The sequence below is a fragment of the Variovorax sp. OK605 genome (assembly GCF_900115445.1).
Lineage (GTDB): Bacteria > Pseudomonadota > Gammaproteobacteria > Burkholderiales > Burkholderiaceae_C > Variovorax.
Window position 1 is genome coordinate 867,908 of record NZ_FOWL01000001.1, and the last position, 19,478, is coordinate 887,385.

The window sequence follows — 19,478 nt, forward strand, 5'->3', positions numbered from 1 at the left end:
GCCGGGCCGCCGGGTGCGCCCCCTCAAGACGGCTCAAGTGGTCTCAAAGGGGCAGGCGGCTGTACGAAGTGAGCAAGCAACGGGGGTGGGTCAGATGTCGAACAGCAGGCGCGACGGATCTTCCAGCGCTTCCTTCATGGCGACCAGGCCCAGCACGGCTTCGCGGCCGTCGATGATGCGGTGGTCGTAGCTCATGGCCAGGTAGTTCATCGGGCGGATCACGATCTGGCCGTTTTCCACCACCGCGCGGTCCTTCGTGGCGTGCACGCCAAGAATGGCCGACTGGGGCGGGTTGATGATCGGGGTCGAGAGCATCGAGCCGAAGGTGCCGCCGTTCGAGATGGAGAACGTGCCGCCGGTCATGTCTTCGATGCCCAGCTTGCCGTCTTGCGCCTTCTTGCCGAACTCGGCGATCTTCTTCTCGATGTCGGCAAAGCTCATCTGGTCGGCGTTGCGCAGGATCGGCACCACCAGGCCACGCGGCGAACCGACAGCGATGCCGATGTCGAAGTAGCCGTGGTACAGGATGTCGTTGCCGTCGACCGAGGCGTTGATCACCGGGTACTTCTTCAGCGCGTGCACGGCGGCCTTCACGAAGAAGGACATGAAGCCGAGCTTCACGCCGTGTTCCTTGGTGAAGCTGTCCTGGAAGCGCTTGCGCAGGTCCATGACCGGCGCCATGTTGACTTCGTTGAACGTCGTCAGGATGGCGTTGGTCGACTGCGATTGCAGCAGGCGCTCGGCGATGCGCGCGCGCAGGCGGCTCATCGGCACGCGCTGTTCCGGACGCTCGCCCAGGTCGGGCGCGCCGGCCGGTGCGCTCACCTGCGGCAGCGCGGGCTTGGCGGCCGGTGCGGCCACGGTGGCAGCGGCTGCGGGCTTGGCACCCGAGGCCACGGCGCCGAGCACGTCGCCCTTGGTGACGCGGCCGTCCTTGCCGGTACCGGCCACGTCGCCGGTCTTCAGGTTGTTGTCGGCCAGCAGCTTGGCGGCGGCGGGCATGGCCACGTCGGCCTTCGAACCGCCGGTGGCGGCGGCAGCGGCTGCCGGGGCAGGCGCGGCAGCTGCCGGGGCGGCGGCGGCGGGCGCGGCGGCCGAAGCCTTGCCTTCGGTGTCGATCCTGGCGATCAGCTGTTCGGCGATCACGGTGGCGCCGTCGGGCTGCACGATTTCGACCAGCACGCCAGCCGAAGGCGCGGGCACTTCGAGCACGACCTTGTCGGTCTCGATCTCGATCAGGATTTCATCGACGGCGACGGCTTCGCCGGCCTTCTTCTTCCACGTGAGCATGGTGGCTTCGGCCACGGATTCGGAAAGCTGGGGGACTTTGACTTCTACGATAGACATTTGGAGTGAGCTCCGATTTGTTCTTGAGGTATTCGTGTGAAAGGGACAGGTTTTACTTGGTCAGCACGAAGCCCTTGAGCTTGCCAAACGCGCCATCGACGAGCGCCTTCTGCTGTTCCTGGTGCAGGTGCGAGTAGCCCACCGCCGGCGATGCCGAAGCGGCGCGGCCGGAGTAGCCGAGCTTCTGGCCGTCCTGCATGTTTTCGTGGATGTAGTGCTGCACGAAGAACCAGGCGCCCTGGTTCTGCGGCTCGTCCTGACACCACACCACGTCCACGAGGTTCGGGTACTTCTTGATTTCCGCGGCAAACGCCTTGTGCGGGAACGGATAGAGCTGCTCGACGCGGATGATCGCCACGTCGTCGTTGCCCTGCTCCTCGCGCTTCTTGGCCAGGTCGTAGTAGACCTTGCCCGAGCAGGCGATCAGGCGCTTGACCTTCTCGGCCTTCAGGCCCTTGCTGTCCGGAATCACCGTCTGGAAACTGCCCTTGGTGAACTCGGCCAACGGGGACGTCGCGTCCTTGTTGCGCAGCAGCGACTTGGGCGTGAGGATGATCAGCGGCTTGCGCAGGTTGCGCACCATCTGGCGGCGCAGCACGTGGAAGATCTGGCTGGCCGTGGTGGGCTGGACCACCTGCATGTTGGTGTCCGCGCTCAGCTGCATGAAGCGCTCCAGGCGTGCCGAGCTGTGCTCGGGGCCCTGGCCTTCGTAGCCGTGCGGCAGCATCATGGTCAGGCCGTTGACGCGGCCCCACTTCACTTCGCCCGAGGCGATGAACTGGTCGATCACCACTTGCGCGCCGTTCACGAAGTCGCCGAACTGGGCTTCCCAGATCACGAGCGTGTTCGGGTCGTTCGAGGCGTAGCCGTATTCGAACGCGAGCACGGCTTCTTCCGACAGGATCGAGTCGATCACGACGAACGGAGCCTGGTTCTCGGCGACGTTCTGCAGCGGCGTATAGGTGCCGGTGTCGAACTTCTCGCGGTTCTGGTCGTGCAGCACGGCGTGGCGGTGCGTGAACGTGCCGCGGCCCGAGTCTTCGCCCGACAGGCGGATCGGATAGCCGCTGGCCACCAGCGAGGCGAAGGCCATGTGCTCGCCCATGCCCCAGTCGACGTTGACGTCGCCGCGGCCCATGTTGGCGCGGTCGTCCAGCACCTTCTTCACCAGCGGGTGCACCGTGAAGCCTTGCGGCACGGTGGTGATCTTCTCGGCCAGGCGCTTCCATTCGGTGGACGGAATGGCGGTGTCGCCGGCGTCGGTCCACTTCTTGTTGAGGTACGGGCTCCAGTCGACGGCGTACTTGCTCTTGAAGTTGGTGAGCACGGGGTCGACGGTGTTCTTGCCTTCGTCGAAGGCGGCGCGCTGCGCCTTGACCATGTCGTCGCCGAGCGTTTCGCCCAGGCCCTGCGTGGCCAGCTTGTCGGCGTACAGCTTGCGCGTGCCGGGGTGTTGGGCAATCTTCTTGTACATCAGCGGCTGGGTGAGCGAAGGCGTGTCCTGCTCGTTGTGGCCCAGCTTGCGGAAGCAGATGATGTCCACGACCACGTCCTTCTGGAATTCCATGCGGAAGTCCAGCGCGAGCTGGGTGGCGAGCACCACGGCTTCGGGGTCGTCGCCGTTCACGTGCAGCACCGGTGCCTCGATCATCTTGACGATGTCCGAGCAGTACAGCGTCGAGCGGCTGTCGCGCGGGTCGCTGGTGGTGAAGCCGATCTGGTTGTTGATGACGATGTGCACCGTGCCGCCGGTGGAATAGCCACGGGTCTCGGCCAGTGCCAGCGTTTCCATCACGACGCCCTGGCCTGCGAAGGCGGCGTCGCCGTGAACGATCACGGGCAGCACCTGCTTGCCCAGCGGGTCGCCGCGGCGGTCCATGCGCGCGCGCACCGAGCCTTCGACCACGGGGTTCACGATTTCAAGGTGCGAGGGGTTGAACGCGAGGCTCAGGTGCACCGGGCCGCCGGGGGTGGTCACGTCCGAGCTGAAGCCCTGGTGGTACTTGACGTCGCCGCTGGGCAGGTCTTCGGGCGCGGTGTGGTCGAACTCGGCGAACAGGTCAGCGGGCATCTTGCCCAGCGAGTTCACCAGCACGTTCAGGCGGCCGCGGTGGGCCATGCCGATCACGATTTCCTGCACGCCCTTGGCGCCGGCCTGGTTGATCAGCTCGTCCATCGAGACGATGAAGCTCTCGCCGCCTTCGAGCGAGAAGCGCTTCTGGCCGACGTACTTGGTGTGCAGGAAGCGCTCGAGGCCTTCGGCGGCCGTGAGGCGGTTGAGCACGTGCTTCTTCTGCTCGGCGCTCAGCTTGGGGTTGGTGCGGGCGCTTTCGAGCCGCTGCTGCCACCAGCGCTTGTGGTTCTGGTCGGTGGTGTACATGTACTCGGCACCCATCGTGCCGCAGTACGTTTCACGCAGTGCGTTGAGCAGGTCGCGCAAGGACATGGTGTCCTTGCCGAAGAATGTGTTGCTGGTGTTGAACACCGTCTCGAGGTCGGCGTCGGTGAAGCCGTAGAACGAGGGTTCGAGTTCCGGAATGGAAGGACGCTCGGCGCGCTTGAGCGGGTCGAGGTCGGCCCAGCGGGCACCGACGTTGCGGTAAGCGGCAATCAGCTGCTGGACGGCGGTGCGCTTGCGGCCGAGTTCGGAGTCGGCGCCGCTGGCCACCACGACCTTGGTCGTGCCCTGCTTCGCGCGTTCGGCGAAGGCATTGATGACGGGCAGGTGGGGAACGTCGCGGGTGTTCGTGCCGTCGCCAGCGGGAACGTTCTGCAGGGCGTCGAAATACGAACGCCAGTTGTCAGGCACGCTGCCGGGGTTGGAGAGGTAGTTTTCATACATCTCTTCGACATAGGGCGCATTGCCGCCGAAGAGGTACGTGTTGCCTTGATAGGCGGTATACGCCGAGGGCGTCGATGAATCGCTCATGATCCGCTGACCTTCGCTTCCCTGAAGGAAGCACTAGCTGGTTAAGAAACCTTCCGCGACACGGCTGAACCGGTTGGCGGATGCGACTGTGGCTGGGGAAGGGCCTGAGTACCTTGGCATTGTGCCACGTCAACCATATGACGGTTCGAAGGGCCTGTGCAACCCCCATCGGGGAGATCTCAGCCGTGACTTAGTAACTGTTTGATCTGCTCCAGCGTCGACGGGTCGTCGATGGTGGTCAGGTCGCCCGGGTCGCGCTGCTCGCACACGGCCTGGATGGCGCGGCGCAGCAGCTTGCCGCTGCGGGTCTTGGGCAGGCCACTTACAAAGCGCACGCGGGCCGGCCGCGCCAGCGCGCCGAGTTGGTCGGCCACCAGCTTCATGATCTCGCCTTCGAGCTCGAGCGCCACGTCGGCATCGCCCGCGGCCTTGCCGTCCTTGGGCACGACGAAGGCCATCGCGACCTGGCCCTTCAGCGCATCGGCCACGCCGACCACCGCCACCTCGGCCACGTTGGCGTGGCCAGAGATGCTCTCCTCGATCTCGCGCGTGCCCAGCCGGTGGCCCGCCACATTGATTACGTCGTCGGTGCGCCCGAGGATGTAGAAGTACCCGTCTTCATCGCGAATGCCCCAGTCGAAGGTCGAATAGACCATCTTGCCGGGCACGCTCTTCCAGTAGGTGTTCACGAAGCGCGCGTCGTCCTTCCACACGGTCTGCATGAAGCCCGGCGGGGTCGGCCCCTCGACCACGACGACGCCCTTCTCGTTCGCGCCGGTCAATTCCTCACCAGTCGACTCGTGCAGGATCTTGATGCGGTAGCCGTACATCGGCACGCCCGGGCTGCCGAACTTGCTGGCCTTGGCCTCCACGCCGTTGGCGATGGTGATCATCGGCCAGCCCGATTCGGTCTGCCAGTAGTTGTCGATGATCGGCACGCCCAGCCCTTCGCTGATCCATCGCGCCGTGGGTTCGTCCAGCGGCTCACCGGCCAGGAACAGCGCGCGCAGGGTCGACAGGTCGTATTTCTTCAGCAGCGCCGGGTCCTGCTTCTTGAGCACGCGCACCGCCGTGGGCGCGCTGAACATCACCGTCACCTTGTACTTCTCCACCAGCCGCCACCAGATGCCGCCGTCGGGCTGCCCGTCGATGCCCTGCGTGGGCAGGCCCTCGTACATGATCGTCGCCATGCCGGCGATCAACGGGCCGTAGACGATGTAGCTGTGGCCCACCACCCAGCCGATGTCGCTGGTCGAGAAGTAGGTTTCGCCGGGCCGGCCGTCAAAGATGTGCTTCATGCTGGCCGCCAGCGCCACCGCATAGCCGCCCACGTCGCGCTGCACGCCCTTGGGCTTGCCGGTGGTGCCACTGGTGTAGATGGTGTAGCTGATGTCGGTCGAGGCCAGCCAGGTGCAGGGCACCTCGGCGTCCAGGTGTTTCTGGCGCAACTCGGCCGCCAGATGGTCGCGTCCCGCTACCATATTCATAGCAGCAAGACCTCGGTCGGTCAGCAGCACGGCCGAGGGCTTGTGCGCCGACAGCCTGATCGCCTCGTCCAGCAGCGGCTTGTACGCGATGACCTTGCCCGCGCGCGCGCCAGCGTCGGCGCTCACGATCACCTTCGGCGCGGCGTCCTCGATGCGCGTGGCCAGCGAGCCGCTGGCGAAGCCGCCGAACACCACGCAATGGATCGCGCCGATGCGCGCGCAAGCCAGCATGGCGAACGCGGCCTCGGGAATCATCGGCATGTAGATGAGCACGCAGTCGCCCTTGCCCACGCCCAGTTCCAGCAGGCTGGCCGCGGTGCGCTGCACCTCGGCATGCAGCTCGGCGAAGCTGTAGCTCTTCTCCACGCCGGTCTCGGTGGAAACGAAGATCAGCGCGGGCTGGTCGCCGCGCGCCGCCAGGTGCCGGTCGACGGCGTTGTGGCACAGGTTGGTCGTGCCGCCGACGAACCAGCGCGCAAAGGGCGGGTTGCCGGCGTCGAGGATCTGCTGCGCGGGCGTCTGCCAATCGATCAGCTTCGCCTGTTCGGCCCAGAAGGCTTCGGGCGCGTCGACGGACTGGCGATGGAACTCTTCGTAGCGGCTCATCTGGGCTTGTCTCCTGTGATGTATTCGGTTCCGGCGGCAGCGCCAAAACTGAATTCATAATTATGGAGACCGATCTTGCAGGAAGCTGACGACCGGGACAACCCGGGCCAGCCCATCCCAGCTTCATCCCGGCGCCACGCCACGCCGCGCCGCTTCCGGCTCAGCGAATCAGCGCTTGCAAATCACGAAAGGCCGGGTGCTCCGCGGTGCGCAGCCACTCGAAACCGACCATCTCGGTCGTCACGAGTTCGGCGCCGGCACCCGCCAGGCGGTCGAAGGCGGCGTCGCGGTTGCGCTCGGTGCGCGAGCCGCAGGCATCGGTGACCACCCAGACGTCGAACTCGTCTTCCAGCAGGTCGAGCGCCGTCTGCATCAGGCAGACATGGGCTTCGCAGCCGGCAATGACGATGGTGTTGCGCTCTTCGGCCGCGGCCTGGGGCTTCTGCAGGTGCTTGGGCAGGCTGCGGGCGTTGCCTTGCGGCGCGGCCTTGGCCGGTGCGCGCAGCCATTCGCCGAGCCCCTCTTCCACGCCGCTGAAGTGCATCTTCGCGAGCGTCTTGCGACACAGCGCACGAATGTCGGGCAGGTTTTCGCCGAGCTTGGACGGGTTCTGTTCGGTGCCCCAGACGGGCACGTCGACCATTGCCGCCATCTTGCCGAGGCGCACCGCGTTCGCTGCCACGGCCTCGTTCTCGAAGATGGCCGGCATCAGGCGGGCCTGGTAGTCGACCAGCACGAGTTGGGATTGCGAGGCGTCGAGCAGCATGAACAGTTTCTTTCTTCTGGAGGTTTGGATTGGGCTAAACCGTACCACCGAAAAGACCGAGTTGGCCCGCATGGGCCGCAACGCGCTGAACGAGTTGCGCCACGTAGGTCTTGAACAGCGCGTCGGCCGACTGCCTGAACATGCGGATGCGCCCGGTGTGCTGCATCAGCAGCAGGCCCACGCCGTGCGCGAACAGCGAGGTGTTCTCCTGCAGAGCGCCGTCGGCGTCGAGCCCCATGGCCTGCAGCGCGTCTTCGCAGGGGCGTAGCGCCTGGCGCAGGTGGTCGTTGAGTTCGTTGTCGAGCTCGCTGGTCAGGCCGCGCGGGCGCATCCCTTGCACCAGGTAGAAGCCCAGGTCGAGCTCGCGCGGGTTCGCGGCATAGAAGTCGAACCATGCCTGCGCCTTGGCGGCGAGCGTGCGCTCGGGGTGGCCGTCGAACACCGGTGCGTCGGTCACCGCGGCCTGCAGCCGCTGGATGGATTCGTCGAGCAAGGCCGCGTAGATCGCCTCCTTGCTCTCGAAGTACGAATAGATGGCGCCCGGCGTGTAGCCGGCCTTGCGGGCGATCTCGCGAATGCTCGCGCCCTCGATGCCGGCCTCCAGGAAGACCGCGCGCGCGGCGTCGAGCACGAGCGCGCGACGGGCGTCGGTGAGCGCCTGGCGGCGCTGGAGATTGGCTTGCATGGGCGGCACTATAGCCCTTGAATTGATCGCCGATGCAATTTTTTGATCATTGATCTAAAAATTGAACAGTGTTTAAATTCCAGCACAAAACACCCACGGAGACAGCCCGATGAATGCCCCACTGCCCGCCGCAGCCCTCATGTCCGGCGCCGATTACCGCGAATCCCTGCGCCGCTACCGCCCCACGGTGTTCGTGGACGGCCGCCGCGTCGACAGCGTGGCCGACGAGCCCGCGTTCCAGCCCGGCATCAATGCCATCGCGCTCACCTACGACCACGCGCTGAAGAAGGAATACGAGCCGCTCATGACCGCGGTGCAGCACACCAGCGGCAAGCGGGTGAACCGGCTGTCGCACCTCAACACCGGCGCGGGCGACCTGCTCAACAAGCTCGAGGCCGTGCGGCTGGTGTGCCAGGAAACCGGCTGCGCCCAGCGCTACCTGACGCACGACGCGCTCAACGCCATCGGCCAGGTGTCGGCGCGCATCGACGACGCGCGCGGCAGCACCGAGCACACCGCGCGCTTCCACGAGTACCTGCACCGCGTGCAGGACCAGGACCTGACGCTCGGCGTGGCCATGACCGACGCCAAGGGCGACCGCAGCCGGCGCCCGCACGAGCAGGCCAACATCGACAGCTACCTGCACGTGGTGGAGCGCAACGCGCGCGGCATCGTCATCTCGGGCACCAAGGCGATCGTGACCGGCGCGCCCTACGTGCACGAGCTGCTGGTCATGCCCTGCCGCAACATGGGCAAGGAAGACGCCGACTTCGCCGTGTGCTGCGCCGTGCCGCTGGACGCGCCGGGCCTCACCATCGTCGCGCGCCCGGCGGGCCGGCCCGGCGAGAAGCTCGAACACGGCGACGCGCTGTTCAGCCGCAAGTACGGCCAGAGCACCGGCGTGTGCATGTTCGACAAGGTGTTCGTGCCGTGGGAGCGCGTGTTCTACGCCGGCGACAACGGCACCTGGGAGCACTCCGGCCACCTGACCTACAGCTACGCCACGCACCACCGCCACAGCTGCATCGGCGCGCGCGCCGGCTTCGGTGATTTGCTGATCGGCGCTGGCGCATTGATGTGCGAGGCCAACGGCTTCGACCCGGGCAAGGAAAGCCACCTGCGCGAGCAGATGGTCGAGCTCATCACCATCACCGAAAGCTTCTTCGCCTGCGGCGTGGCGGCCAGCGTGTACGGCAAGGCCGATGAACACTGCGGCATCTTCATGCCCGACCCCGTGTTCAGCAACATCGGCAAGCTGCTGCTGGCCACCAAGATCTACGACATGCACCGCATCGCGCACTACGTGAGCGGCGGCCTCATCGTCACCCTGCCCGGCCCCGACGAAGACCACAACCCCGAGACCGCCGCGCGCCTGTCGGACGTGCTGCGCGCCAACCCGGCCATTCCGTACGAACAGCGCATCGAGACGGCCCGCTTCATCGAGGACCTGACGGCCGGCTACCAGGGCGGCTGGTACAGCGTGATCAGCCTGCACGGCGGCGGCTCGCCGGCAGCCATGAAGCAGGAAATCTGGCGCAACTACCCGGTCGGCTCGAAAGTGGAACTGGTCGAGCGCATTCTCGAACGCGGCATTGTGGCCGACGGCTCGCCCGCCGCCGCGCCGCACGACCCGGGCCGCGCCATCACCCGCAACCGCCAGCCCGGCAAGTGCTGCGACACGGGCTGCACCACGCCGGGCCAGCCCGTGATGGTCGACCTGCCGGCGACGCGGCGCACCTAGACTGCGGCACATGAAGCTCTTCTTCTCGAAACGGGTGTGCTTGGCGGCGCTGGGCGTGGGCGCCGCCGCGCTCCTCGTCGCCGCGTGCGGCGGCGTGCGCAAGACCACGGCACCGCTGGCGACCTCGCTCGAGAAAAGCAGATGCACGCGCAATGCCGACACGCTGCTGGTGATGCTGCCCGGCGCGTACTCGGCGCCCGGCGAGTTCGAGCGCGAGGGCTTCGTGCGCGCGGTGCAGGACAACCGCGTCGCGGCCGACGTGATGCTGGTCGACGCGCACCTCGGCTACTACAACGACAAGACCATCCTCGAGCGCCTGAGCGCCGACGTGGTCGCCCCGGCGCGCAGCCACGGCTACCGCCACATCTGGCTGGTCGGCATTTCCGTCGGCGGCTTCGGCAGCCTGCTGTATGCGCAAACGCATCCCGGCGAACTGGCCGGCGTGGTGACGATCGCGCCGTACCTCGGCGAGCGCGTGCTCAGCACCGACATCGCCAATGCGGGCGGGCTCGCCAGATGGAACGGGCCGCTGGAAGACCCGCCCGGCAGCAACCCGCGCACGCCGAACGAAACCCAGCTCTGGCAATGGCTGCGCGGCTACGTGGGTTTCACGCAGACGGCGGCCGCGCGGCCGCCGCTTTACCTGGGCTACGGCGTGGACGACCGCTTCGCGTTCAGCCATCGCCTGCTGGCCGCGGCCTTGCCGGCCGAACGCGTCTTCATGACCGAAGGCGGCCACGACTGGCCCGAGTGGACGCGCCTGTGGCTGCGCATGCTGCCGACGCTGCCGCTGCCCACTTGCCCGGCGACCCCGGGCTGAAACGGGCTGAGACGGGCTGAGACGGGTTGAAGCGGACCCAGATCAGTTCGGCTTCAGGCGCAGCAGCTTGCCGTCGCCCTCGTCGGTCAGCACGTAGAGCAGCCCGTCGGGCCCCTGCTTCACGTCGCGGATGCGCGCGCGGCCGTCGGCCAGCAGCTTGTGCTCGGCCACGACCTTGCCGTCTTTCAGTTCGATGCGGTCGAGGTAGCCGAACTTGAGCGAGCCGACGAACAGGTTGCCCTTCCACGCCGCGCCGTAGCGGTCGCTGGTCAGGAAGGCCATGCCCGACGGCGCGATCGACGGCACCCAGTAGTGCAGCGGCTGCTCCATGCCGTCCTTGGCGGTGATGCCGTCGCCGATCTTCCCGCCGCCGTAGTTCTCGCCATAGGTGATGACGGGCCAGCCATGGTTGCGGCCGGCCAGCGGCATGTTGATTTCATCGCCGCCTTGCGGCCCGTGCTCGTGCATCCAGAAGCGGCCATCGGGCGCGAGCGTGGCGCCCTGCGCGTTGCGGTGGCCGTAGCTCCAGATCTCGGGCAGCGCACTCGCCTTGCCGACGAAGGGGTTGTCCTTGGGCACCGTGCCGTCCTTGGCGATGCGGATCACCTTGCCGAGGTGGTTGTCCAGCTTCTGCGCGTCTTCCTTGCGGCTGAAGCGGTCGCCCAGCGTGAGGAACAAGGTGCCGTCGCGCGCCTCGACGATGCGGCAGCCGAAATGCGCGCTGCTCGCCACCTTGGGCTGCTGGCTGAAGATGATCTTGAGCGCCTCGAGCTTCGTGCCGTCCGCCGACAGGCTGGCGCGTGCCAGCGCCGTGCTGTTGGCCGCGCCGCTGGCGGCTGGTTCGGAAAAGCAGAAGTAGAGCGTGCGGTTTTTTTCGAACCCCGAGTCGGCCAGCACGTCGAGCAGGCCGCCCTGCCCGCTGGCCGCAACGGCCGGCAGGCCCGCGATGGGCGCGCCCACCTTGCCGCTCGCGTCGACCAGGCGCAACCGGCCCGGCTTCTCGGTGACCACGAAGCGCCCATCCGGCAAGAAGCTGACGCCCCACGGGTTCTGGAGACCCGACGCCACCGTTTGCGGCGCGGCTTCGGCCAGCGCGACGCTGCAGAAACCGGTTCCCAAGAGCGCAAAAAGTGCGCCGAGACAGTTGAGAAGCGGTTGTTTTTGAAAGTTCATAACTTTTCCGGAGAGTTGACGCGATCTTGACGAAAGATAACGACCCGGGTCCGCTTCACCACCAATCCACCCGCGCGCCAAAGGCTCACTGACGGTCAACCACTTATGGTCAATAAACGTTCGCCGTTACATTTTTTCTTCGGCCGAATCGAAAATCTCGATGTAAATCAATGACTTACAAAGACATTTGCTAATTCTTTTTAAATTGACATAACCGCGCGTCATCAATATCCTACGCGGCATGCGTTTTTTCGTCCTACCCGCGTCCCTCCTATTTGCCGTCGCTGTCCATGCAGCCCCTCAACAGGAAAAAACCGATGACGAGTTGGCACGCCTGCTGGCCGACAAGGGCCTGATCGGGCAGCTCAAGCAAGTTCGCCAGACCGTGACCGAGCGCACGTCCGACCTCGTGGTCACGGCCATCGGGTTCCTCGGCGTGCCTTACCGCCGCGGCGGCAACACCGCCGAATCGGGTTTCGACTGCAGCGGCTTCGTCCGCGCCATGTACAACCAGACGGTCGGCCACATGCTCCCCCGCCGCGCCGAAGAGCAGGCAGCCGCCACCGAGAAGATCGACGCCAGCCAGCTCAAGCCCGGCGACCTCGTGTTCTTCAACACCATGCGCCGCGCCTTCAGCCATGTCGGCATCTATGTCGGCGAAGGCAAGTTCATCCACTCCCCCCGCACCGGCGCCCAGGTTCGCGTGGAAGACATGAACGGCAGCTACTGGCAACGCCGCTTCGACGGCGCCCGCCGCGTGCTCGGCGGCCCGACGGACGAAGTCAAGGCCGCAGCCGTCGCCAACCTGCCCGTCACCGGCAACTGATCTCTCCTGGGGGCACCGCCCCCGGAACGAAAAAAATCCCGCCTCGGCGGGATTTTTTCATGGGCGCTCGGCGAGCGCCCTCCTCGGCTTATCAGCTCTTCTTCGCAGGCGGCAGGTCGGTGCAGGTGCCGTGCGCCACTTCCGCCGCCATGCCGATGCTTTCGCCCAGCGTCGGGTGCGGGTGGATGGTCTTGCCGATGTCGATCTCGTCCGCACCCATCTCGATGGCCAGCGCGATCTCGCCGATCATGTCGCCGGCATGCGTGCCGACGATGCCGCCGCCCAGGATGCGGTGCGTCTCGGCGTCGAACAGCAGCTTGGTGAAGCCTTCGTCGCGGCCGTTGGCAATGGCGCGGCCCGAGGCCGTCCAGGGGAAGTGCCCCTTCTTGACCTTGATGCCTTCGGCCTTGGCCTGGTCTTCCGTCAGGCCGACCCACGCCACCTCGGGGTCGGTGTAGGCCACGCTGGGGATCACGCGGGCGTTGAAGGCGGCGCTGGACAGCTCCTTGTCGCCCTTCTGCTCGCCGGCGATGACTTCGGCCGCCACGTGTGCCTCGTGCACCGCCTTGTGCGCCAGCATCGGCTGGCCCACGATGTCGCCGATGGCGAAGATGTGCGGCACGTTGGTGCGCATCTGGATGTCGACGTTGATGAACCCGCGGTCGGTCACGGCAACGCCGGCCTTCTCGGCACCGATCTTCTTGCCGTTCGGGCTGCGGCCCACGGCCTGCAGCACCAGGTCGTACACCTGCGGTTCCTTCGGCGCGTTCTCGCCCTCGAAGGTGACCTTGATGCCTTCCTTGGTCGCCTCGGCGCCCACCGTCTTGGTCTTCAACATGATGTTGTCGAAGCGCGGCGTGTTCATCTTCTGCCAGACCTTCACCAGGTCGCGGTCGGCGCCCTGCATCAGGCCGTCGAGCATCTCGACCACGTCCAGGCGCGCGCCCAGCGTGGAATACACCGTGCCCATTTCGAGGCCGATGATGCCGCCGCCCAGGATCAGCATGCGCTTGGGGTCGGTGCCCATTTCCAGCGCGCCGGTCGAATCGACCACGCGCGGGTCCTTGGGCATGAAGGGCAGGCTCACGGCCTGCGAGCCGGCCGCGATGATGGCGTTGCGGAACTTCACGGTCTGCTTCTTGCCCGTGGTGTCCCAGCTGGTACCCGAGGTTTCTTCCACCTCGACGTGGTACGGATCGACGAAGTTGCCGACGCCGCGCAGCACCGTCACCTTGCGCATCTTGGCCATGGCCGTGAGGCCGCCGGTGAGCTTGCCCACCACCTTGTTCTTGTGGCCGAGCAGCTTGGCGCGGTCGACCGTGGGTGCGGCAAAGCTCACGCCGAGGTCGGCGAAATGCTTCACCTCGTCCATCACGGAGGCCACGTGCAGCAGCGCCTTCGACGGGATGCAGCCGACGTTCAGGCACACGCCGCCCAGGGTGGCGTAGCGCTCGATCAGCACGACCTTCAGGCCGAGGTCGGCCGCGCGGAACGCCGCCGAGTAGCCGCCGGGGCCCGCGCCGATCACGATCACGTCGCATTCGACGTCGACCTTGCCGCCGTAGCTCGACACGGCCACTGCCGCCGAAGCGGGGGCCGGTGCAGGCGCGGCCTTCGGCGTGGCCGGTGCCGGGGCTGCCGTGGCGGCAGGCGCCGGTGCAGCCGCTGCGGGCGCGGATGCCGCGGCACCGTCCACCTCGAGCGTCAGGACCACCGAGCCTTGCTTGACGTTGTCGCCCACCTTCACGGCAATGGCCTTCACCACGCCGCCGGCCGACGACGGGATTTCCATCGAGGCCTTGTCCGATTCGACCGTGATCAGCGACTGCTCGGCCTTGACCGTGTCTCCGACGTTGACCAGCACCTCGATCACTGCCACTTCGTCGAAGTCGCCGATGTCGGGCACCTTGATTTGTTGTTCGCTCATTTGGACACTTTCAGTTTGAGTGTGAGAACGTCGACCGGTAGGGCCGAATTGCGATCGAATTCGCAGGCGGCGGCAATGCCGGCCTGCGCCACGTCGCGCGCGCTGCGCGACTTGATGTCATAGGCCGCGTGCATGGCGCCGAGTGCAAAGCCGCGCCCCGAGCCGATGGCCCAGAACTGCTTGAACTCGAACACCTCGCGGTAGCTGTAGATGCCGTAGATGCCGCTGCGGTTGGCCATCAGCATCGTGAACTGGCTCGACTCGTAGGGCTCGTGGTCGTCTTCCTTGGTCTGCATGAAGAACGAGTCCTTCAGCACCGGATGCAGCATCGTGAAGGTGCGGAAGATCTCGTGCTTGCTGCCGAACAGCAGCTGCTCGCGCGGCTGCACGGCCAGCGCGTGCTGCAGCACCAGGAAGTGCGCGGCGGCACCGGCCATGGCGAACAGACTGCTGCCCGCCGCGTCCTCGACGGTGAAGATCTTCTGGTTCGCTTCGGCGTTGTGCGACAGGCGCGTGTCGCCGAAGGTCACCAGAGAATCGGCTGCCATCGTGACCTGGCCGCCCTTGCGGACGGCCACCACCGTGGTCATAGCTGCTCCCGCCGGGCCGCCCCAAGGCAGCCGCCCCCCTCGGGGGGGAGCACCGAAGGTGCTCGGGGGGTCATAGAAGAATACGGCGATAGTCCGCGAGCACCTGGCCCAGGTAGGCGTTGAAACGCGCAGCCAGGGCGCCGTCGATCACGCGGTGGTCGTAGGACAGCGACATCGGCAGCGTGAGACGCGGCACGAATTGCTTGCCGTCCCACACCGGCTTCATCGCGCTCTTCGACAGGCCGAGGATGGCCACTTCGGGTGCGTTGATGATGGGCGTGAAGTGCGTGCCGCCGATGCCGCCGAGCGAGCTGATCGAGAAGCAGCCGCCCTGCATGTCGGCCGAGCCGAGCTTGCCGTCGCGCGCCTTCTTGGCGAGTTCGCCCATCTCGGCGCTGATCTGCAGGATGCCCTTCTTGTCGGCATCCTTGAGCACCGGCACCACGAGGCCGTTGGGCGTGTCCGCCGCGAAGCCGACGTTGTAGTACTGCTTGTAGACGAGCTGGTCGCCGTCCAGGCTGGTGTTGAACTCTGGGAACTTCTTCAGCGCCGCGACCACCGCCTTGATCACGAAGGCCAGCATCGTGACCTTCACGCCCGACTTCTCGTTCTCCTTGTTGGTGGAGACGCGGAAGGCCTCGAGCTCGGTGATGTCGGCGTCGTCGTTGTTGGTGACGTGCGGAATCATCACCCAGTTGCGGTGCAGGTTGGCGCCGCTGAGCTTCTTGATGCGCGACAGGTCCTTGCGCTCGACCGCGCCGAACTTCGTGAAGTCGACCTTGGGCCACGGAATGAGGCCCAGCGCCGCGCCATCGCCGCCACCGGCCGGGGCCTTGGCTGCGGACGCCTTGGTGCTGGCCTGGCCGCTCATCACGGCCTTGGTGAAGTTCTGGATGTCGTCCTGCGTGATGCGGCCCTTGGGGCCCGAGCCCTTGACCTCTTCGAGCGGCACGCCGAGTTCGCGGGCGAACTTGCGCACCGAGGGCGAGGCGTGCGGCAGGTTGCCGCTGGGGGCGGCCGTGGGCTGGTGGGCCGCGGCCGGTGCGGCGGCAGCCGCTGCGGGCGCGGGCGCCGGCGCGCTGGCCGATGCCGTCGCGGGCGCTGCGGCCGCTGCCTGTGCAGGCGCGGGGGCCGCAGCCGGTGCGGCCGCAGCAGCCACGGAGCCTTCGAGCACCGCGATCAGGTCGCCGATGTTGACGGTGTCGCCAACCTTGACCTTCAGTTCCTTCAACACGCCGGCGGCCGACGACGGGATTTCCATCGAGGCCTTGTCCGACTCGACCGTGATCAGCGACTGCTCGGCCGCGATCGTGTCGCCCACCTTCACCAGCAGTTCGATGACCGCGACGTCCTTGAAGTCGCCGATGTCCGGCACCTTGACGTCGATCGGGCCCGAGGCGGCAGGTGCTGCAGCGGGTGCAGGCGCGGCCGGGGCCGATGCGGCGGCCGCGGGAGCCGCAGCGGGCGCCGGGGCAGGCGCTGCCGCAGCACCGGCACCTTCGGCCTCGAGCACGAGCACCACCGAGCCCTGCTTCACCTTGGCGCCGATCTCGACCTTCAGTTCCTTGACCACACCGGCGGTCGACGACGGGATTTCCATCGACGCCTTGTCCGATTCGACCGTGATGAGCGACTGCTCGGCCTTGACCGTGTCGCCCACCTTCACGAGCACCTCGATCACCGCGACTTCATCGAAATCGCCGATGTCGGGCACTTTCACTTCCACTGCTGCCATATCGTTTGTCTCCCGCCGTGAGGCGCCGTTTCGTTCGTTGGTTGTTGATTGCCTGGCGAGGCTCAGGCGTAGAGCGGGTTGACCTTGTCGACGTTGATGCCGTACTTCTTGATGGCTTCCACCACCTTGGCGACCGGCACCGTGCCATCTTCGCTCAGCGCCTTGAGCGCGGCCACCACGATGTAGTGGCGGTTGATCTCGAAGTGCTCGCGCAGCTTGTTGCGGAAGTCGCTGCGGCCGAAGCCGTCGGTGCCCAGGACCTTGTAGGTGCGGCCCTTCGGGATGAAGGGACGGATCTGCTCGGCGTAGGCCTTCATGTAGTCGGTCGAGGCGACCACCGGGCCGCTCGAGGCGCCTAGCTGCTCGGCCACGAAGGGCACGCGCGGCGTCTGGTCGGGGTGCAGCAGGTTCCAGCGGTCGGCGTCCTGGCCGTCACGCGTGAGTTCGTTGAAGCTCGGGCAGCTCCACACGGAAGCCGACACGCCCCAGTCCTTCTCGAGCAGCTCTTGCGCGGCGAAGCTCTCGCGCAGGATGGTGCCGCTGCCCAGCAGTTGCACCGTGGGGGCCTTGGCCTTGAGCGCCGGGCCCTGCCTGGACAGGTACATGCCCTTGATGATCTGCTCTTCGGTGCCGGGCTGCAGGCCGGGCATCGGGTAGTTCTCGTTGAGCAGCGTCAGGTAGTAGTAGACGTTGTCCTGCTTCTCGACCATGCGCTTCAGGCCGTGGTGAAGGATGACGCCGACTTCGTGCGCGAAGGTCGGGTCGTAGCTCACGCAGTTCGGGATGGTGTTGGCCAGGATGTGGCTGTGACCGTCTTCGTGCTGCAGGCCTTCGCCGTTCAGCGTGGTACGCCCCGACGTGCCGCCCAGCAGGAAGCCGCGGGCCTGCATGTCGCCGGCCGCCCAGGCCAGGTCGCCGATGCGCTGGAAGCCAAACATCGAGTAGTACACGTAGAACGGCACCATGATGCGGTTGTTCGTGCTGTACGACGTGGCCGCAGCGATCCAGCTCGACATGCCGCCGGCCTCGTTGATGCCTTCCTGCAGGATCTGGCCAGCCTTGTCTTCCTTGTAGTACATGACCTGGTCCTTGTCGACCGGGGTGTACTGCTGACCGTGCGGGTTGTAGATGCCGATCTGGCGGAACAGGCCTTCCATGCCGAAAGTGCGGGCTTCGTCCACCAGGATGGGCACGACGCGCGGACCCAGCGCCTTGTCGCGCAGCAGCTGCGTGAGGAAGCGCACGTAGGCCTGCGTGGTCGATATCTCGCGGCCTTCGGCCGTGGGCTCCATCACCGACTTGAAGGTGTCCAGCGAGGGCACCGTGAAGCTCTCGTCGGCCTTGGTGCGGCGATGCGGCAAGTAGCCGCCGAGGGCCTTGCGGCGCTCGTGCAGGTACTTCATTTCAGGCGTGTCGTCGGCCGGCTTGTAGAACGGCAGCTCGGCGATCTGGCTGTCGGGAATCGGGATGTTGAAGCGGTCGCGGAAGGTCATGATGTCCTCGTCGCTGAGCTTCTTGGTCTGGTGCACGTTGTTCTTGCCCTCGCCGATCTTGCCCATGCCGAAGCCCTTGACGGTCTTCACGAGCAGCACCGTGGGCTGGCCCTTGTGCTCTTGCGCGGAATGGAAGGCGGCGTACACCTTCTGCGAGTCGTGGCCGCCGCGCTGCAGGCCCCAGACCTCGTCGTCGGTCATGTGCTCGACCATCTTCAGCGTGCGCGGATCGCGGCCGAAGAAGTTCTTGCGCACGTAGGCGCCGTCGTTGGCCTTGAACGACTGGTAGTCGCCGTCGTTGCACTCCATCATGATCTTGCGCAGCGCGCCGTCATGGTCCTTCTCGAGCAGGGCGTCCCAGCCCTTGCCCCAGACCAGCTTGACGACGTTCCAGCCGGCGCCGCGGAACTCGCCTTCGAGCTCCTGGATGATCTTGCCGTTGCCGCGCACCGGGCCGTCCAGGCGCTGCAGGTTGCAGTTGATGACGAAGATCAGGTTGTCGAGGTTCTCGCGCGCCGCCAGGCCGATGGCGCCCAGCGATTCCACTTCGTCCATTTCGCCGTCGCCGCAGAACACCCACACCTTGCGGTTCTCGGTGTTGGCGATGCCGCGTGCGTGCAGGTACTTGAGAAAGCGCGCCTGGTAGATCGCCATCAGCGGGCCCAGGCCCATCGAGACGGTGGGGAACTGCCAGAACTCGGGCATCAACTTCGGATGCGGGTAGCTCGACAAGCCCTTGCCGTCCACTTCCTGGCGGAAGTTCAGCAGTTGCTCTTCGGAGAGACGGCCTTCGAGGTAGGCGCGGGCGTAGATGCCGGGCGAGACGTGGCCCTGGATGTAGAGCAGGTCGCCGCCGTGGCTTTCGCTCTCGGCGCGCCAGAAGTGGTTGAAGCCCGCGCCGAACATGCTGGCCAGCGAGGCGAACGAGCCGATGTGGCCGCCCAGGTCACCGCCTTCGGCGGGGTGATGGCGGTTGGCCTTGACCACCATCGCCATGGCGTTCCAGCGCATGTAGGCGCGCAGGCGCTGTTCGATCTCCAGGTTGCCGGGACTGCGGGCTTCCTGCGAGGGTTCGATGGTGTTGACATAGCCGGTGTTGGCCGAGAACGGCATGTCGACCGTGTTCTGGCGGGCATGCTCGAGCAGCTGCTCGAGAAGGAAGTGCGCCCGCTCGGGCCCTTCGCTCTGGATGACGGAGGACAGTGCATCCATCCATTCACGGGTCTCCTGGGCGTCCGCGTCATTCGCGGCCGAGCCGAACAGGTTCTCGGGATTTGCCGACATGCTTGTCTCTCCTTTTAGGGCTGTGGCGGTAATTTAGTGCGCTATGCGATCAGCGCGGCGGAGTTTCTC

General features: G+C 66.2%; 13 protein-coding genes. 3 read left to right on the forward strand and 10 right to left on the reverse strand.

What is annotated here, in order from left to right; all coding sequences use genetic code 11:
- Positions 1–90: 90 nt before the first annotated feature.
- From odhB to BM013_RS04155, 5 genes are all read right to left on the reverse strand, one after another.
- Entirely contained in the window at positions 91–1,347 is a 1,257-nt protein-coding gene (gene odhB, locus BM013_RS04135) for a 2-oxoglutarate dehydrogenase complex dihydrolipoyllysine-residue succinyltransferase (protein WP_093123108.1), read from the reverse strand.
- 52 nt (positions 1,348–1,399) lie between these two features.
- Positions 1,400–4,276, reverse strand: a complete 2,877-nt coding sequence (locus BM013_RS04140) for a 2-oxoglutarate dehydrogenase E1 component (protein WP_093123110.1) — start codon at positions 4,274–4,276, stop codon at positions 1,400–1,402.
- A 179-nt stretch (positions 4,277–4,455) separates the two neighbouring features.
- Positions 4,456–6,393: a propionate--CoA ligase gene (locus tag BM013_RS04145; protein WP_305728009.1), complete on the reverse strand. Its 1,938-nt coding sequence runs from the start codon at positions 6,391–6,393 to the stop codon at positions 4,456–4,458.
- Positions 6,394–6,529: 136 nt separating this feature from the next.
- The gene (locus BM013_RS04150; RefSeq protein WP_093123114.1) at positions 6,530–7,135 is read right to left on the reverse strand and encodes an isochorismatase family protein; all 606 of its coding nucleotides are present in this window, start codon (positions 7,133–7,135) and stop codon (positions 6,530–6,532) included.
- Between the two features lie 34 nt (positions 7,136–7,169).
- On the reverse strand, positions 7,170–7,820 hold the full coding sequence (locus BM013_RS04155) for a TetR/AcrR family transcriptional regulator (RefSeq protein ID WP_093123117.1): 651 nt from the start codon (positions 7,818–7,820) through the stop codon (positions 7,170–7,172).
- Between the two features lie 109 nt (positions 7,821–7,929).
- On the opposite strand from BM013_RS04155, the gene BM013_RS04160 reads away from it, so the two are divergent.
- Positions 7,930–9,561 carry a 4-hydroxyphenylacetate 3-hydroxylase family protein gene (locus BM013_RS04160; RefSeq protein ID WP_093123119.1) on the forward strand — a complete coding sequence of 544 codons (1,632 nt, stop codon included), beginning with the start codon at positions 7,930–7,932 and terminating at the stop codon, positions 9,559–9,561.
- A 10-nt stretch (positions 9,562–9,571) separates the two neighbouring features.
- Positions 9,572–10,381, forward strand: coding sequence for an alpha/beta fold hydrolase (locus BM013_RS04165; protein ID WP_093123122.1), 810 nt, complete (start codon positions 9,572–9,574; stop codon positions 10,379–10,381).
- Between the two features lie 42 nt (positions 10,382–10,423).
- On the opposite strand, the gene BM013_RS04170 is transcribed toward BM013_RS04165, so the two are convergent.
- Positions 10,424–11,554: a PQQ-dependent sugar dehydrogenase gene (locus BM013_RS04170; protein ID WP_093123124.1), complete on the reverse strand. Its 1,131-nt coding sequence runs from the start codon at positions 11,552–11,554 to the stop codon at positions 10,424–10,426.
- Between the two features lie 241 nt (positions 11,555–11,795).
- On the opposite strand from BM013_RS04170, the gene BM013_RS04175 reads away from it, so the two are divergent.
- A complete protein-coding gene (locus BM013_RS04175; RefSeq protein WP_093123127.1) occupies positions 11,796–12,380 on the forward strand; it encodes a C40 family peptidase in 585 nt (194 codons plus the stop codon).
- Between the two features lie 91 nt (positions 12,381–12,471).
- On the opposite strand, the gene lpdA is transcribed toward BM013_RS04175, so the two are convergent.
- The 4 genes from lpdA to aceE all read right to left on the reverse strand — a co-directional run bounded on the left by lpdA (position 12,472) and on the right by aceE (position 19,409).
- On the reverse strand, positions 12,472–14,307 hold the full coding sequence (gene lpdA / locus BM013_RS04180; RefSeq protein ID WP_093123129.1) for a dihydrolipoyl dehydrogenase: 1,836 nt from the start codon (positions 14,305–14,307) through the stop codon (positions 12,472–12,474).
- Positions 14,304–14,897 carry an Ntn hydrolase family protein gene (locus tag BM013_RS04185; RefSeq protein ID WP_093123131.1) on the reverse strand — a complete coding sequence of 198 codons (594 nt, stop codon included), beginning with the start codon at positions 14,895–14,897 and terminating at the stop codon, positions 14,304–14,306. The genes lpdA and BM013_RS04185 overlap by 4 nt, the downstream gene beginning before the upstream one ends.
- Before the next feature lie 70 nt (positions 14,898–14,967).
- Positions 14,968–16,632: a dihydrolipoyllysine-residue acetyltransferase gene (aceF, locus tag BM013_RS04190; protein WP_093123135.1), complete on the reverse strand. Its 1,665-nt coding sequence runs from the start codon at positions 16,630–16,632 to the stop codon at positions 14,968–14,970.
- A 62-nt stretch (positions 16,633–16,694) separates the two neighbouring features.
- The gene (aceE, locus tag BM013_RS04195) at positions 16,695–19,409 is read right to left on the reverse strand and encodes a pyruvate dehydrogenase (acetyl-transferring), homodimeric type (protein ID WP_093123137.1); all 2,715 of its coding nucleotides are present in this window, start codon (positions 19,407–19,409) and stop codon (positions 16,695–16,697) included.
- Positions 19,410–19,478 lie beyond the last annotated feature (69 nt).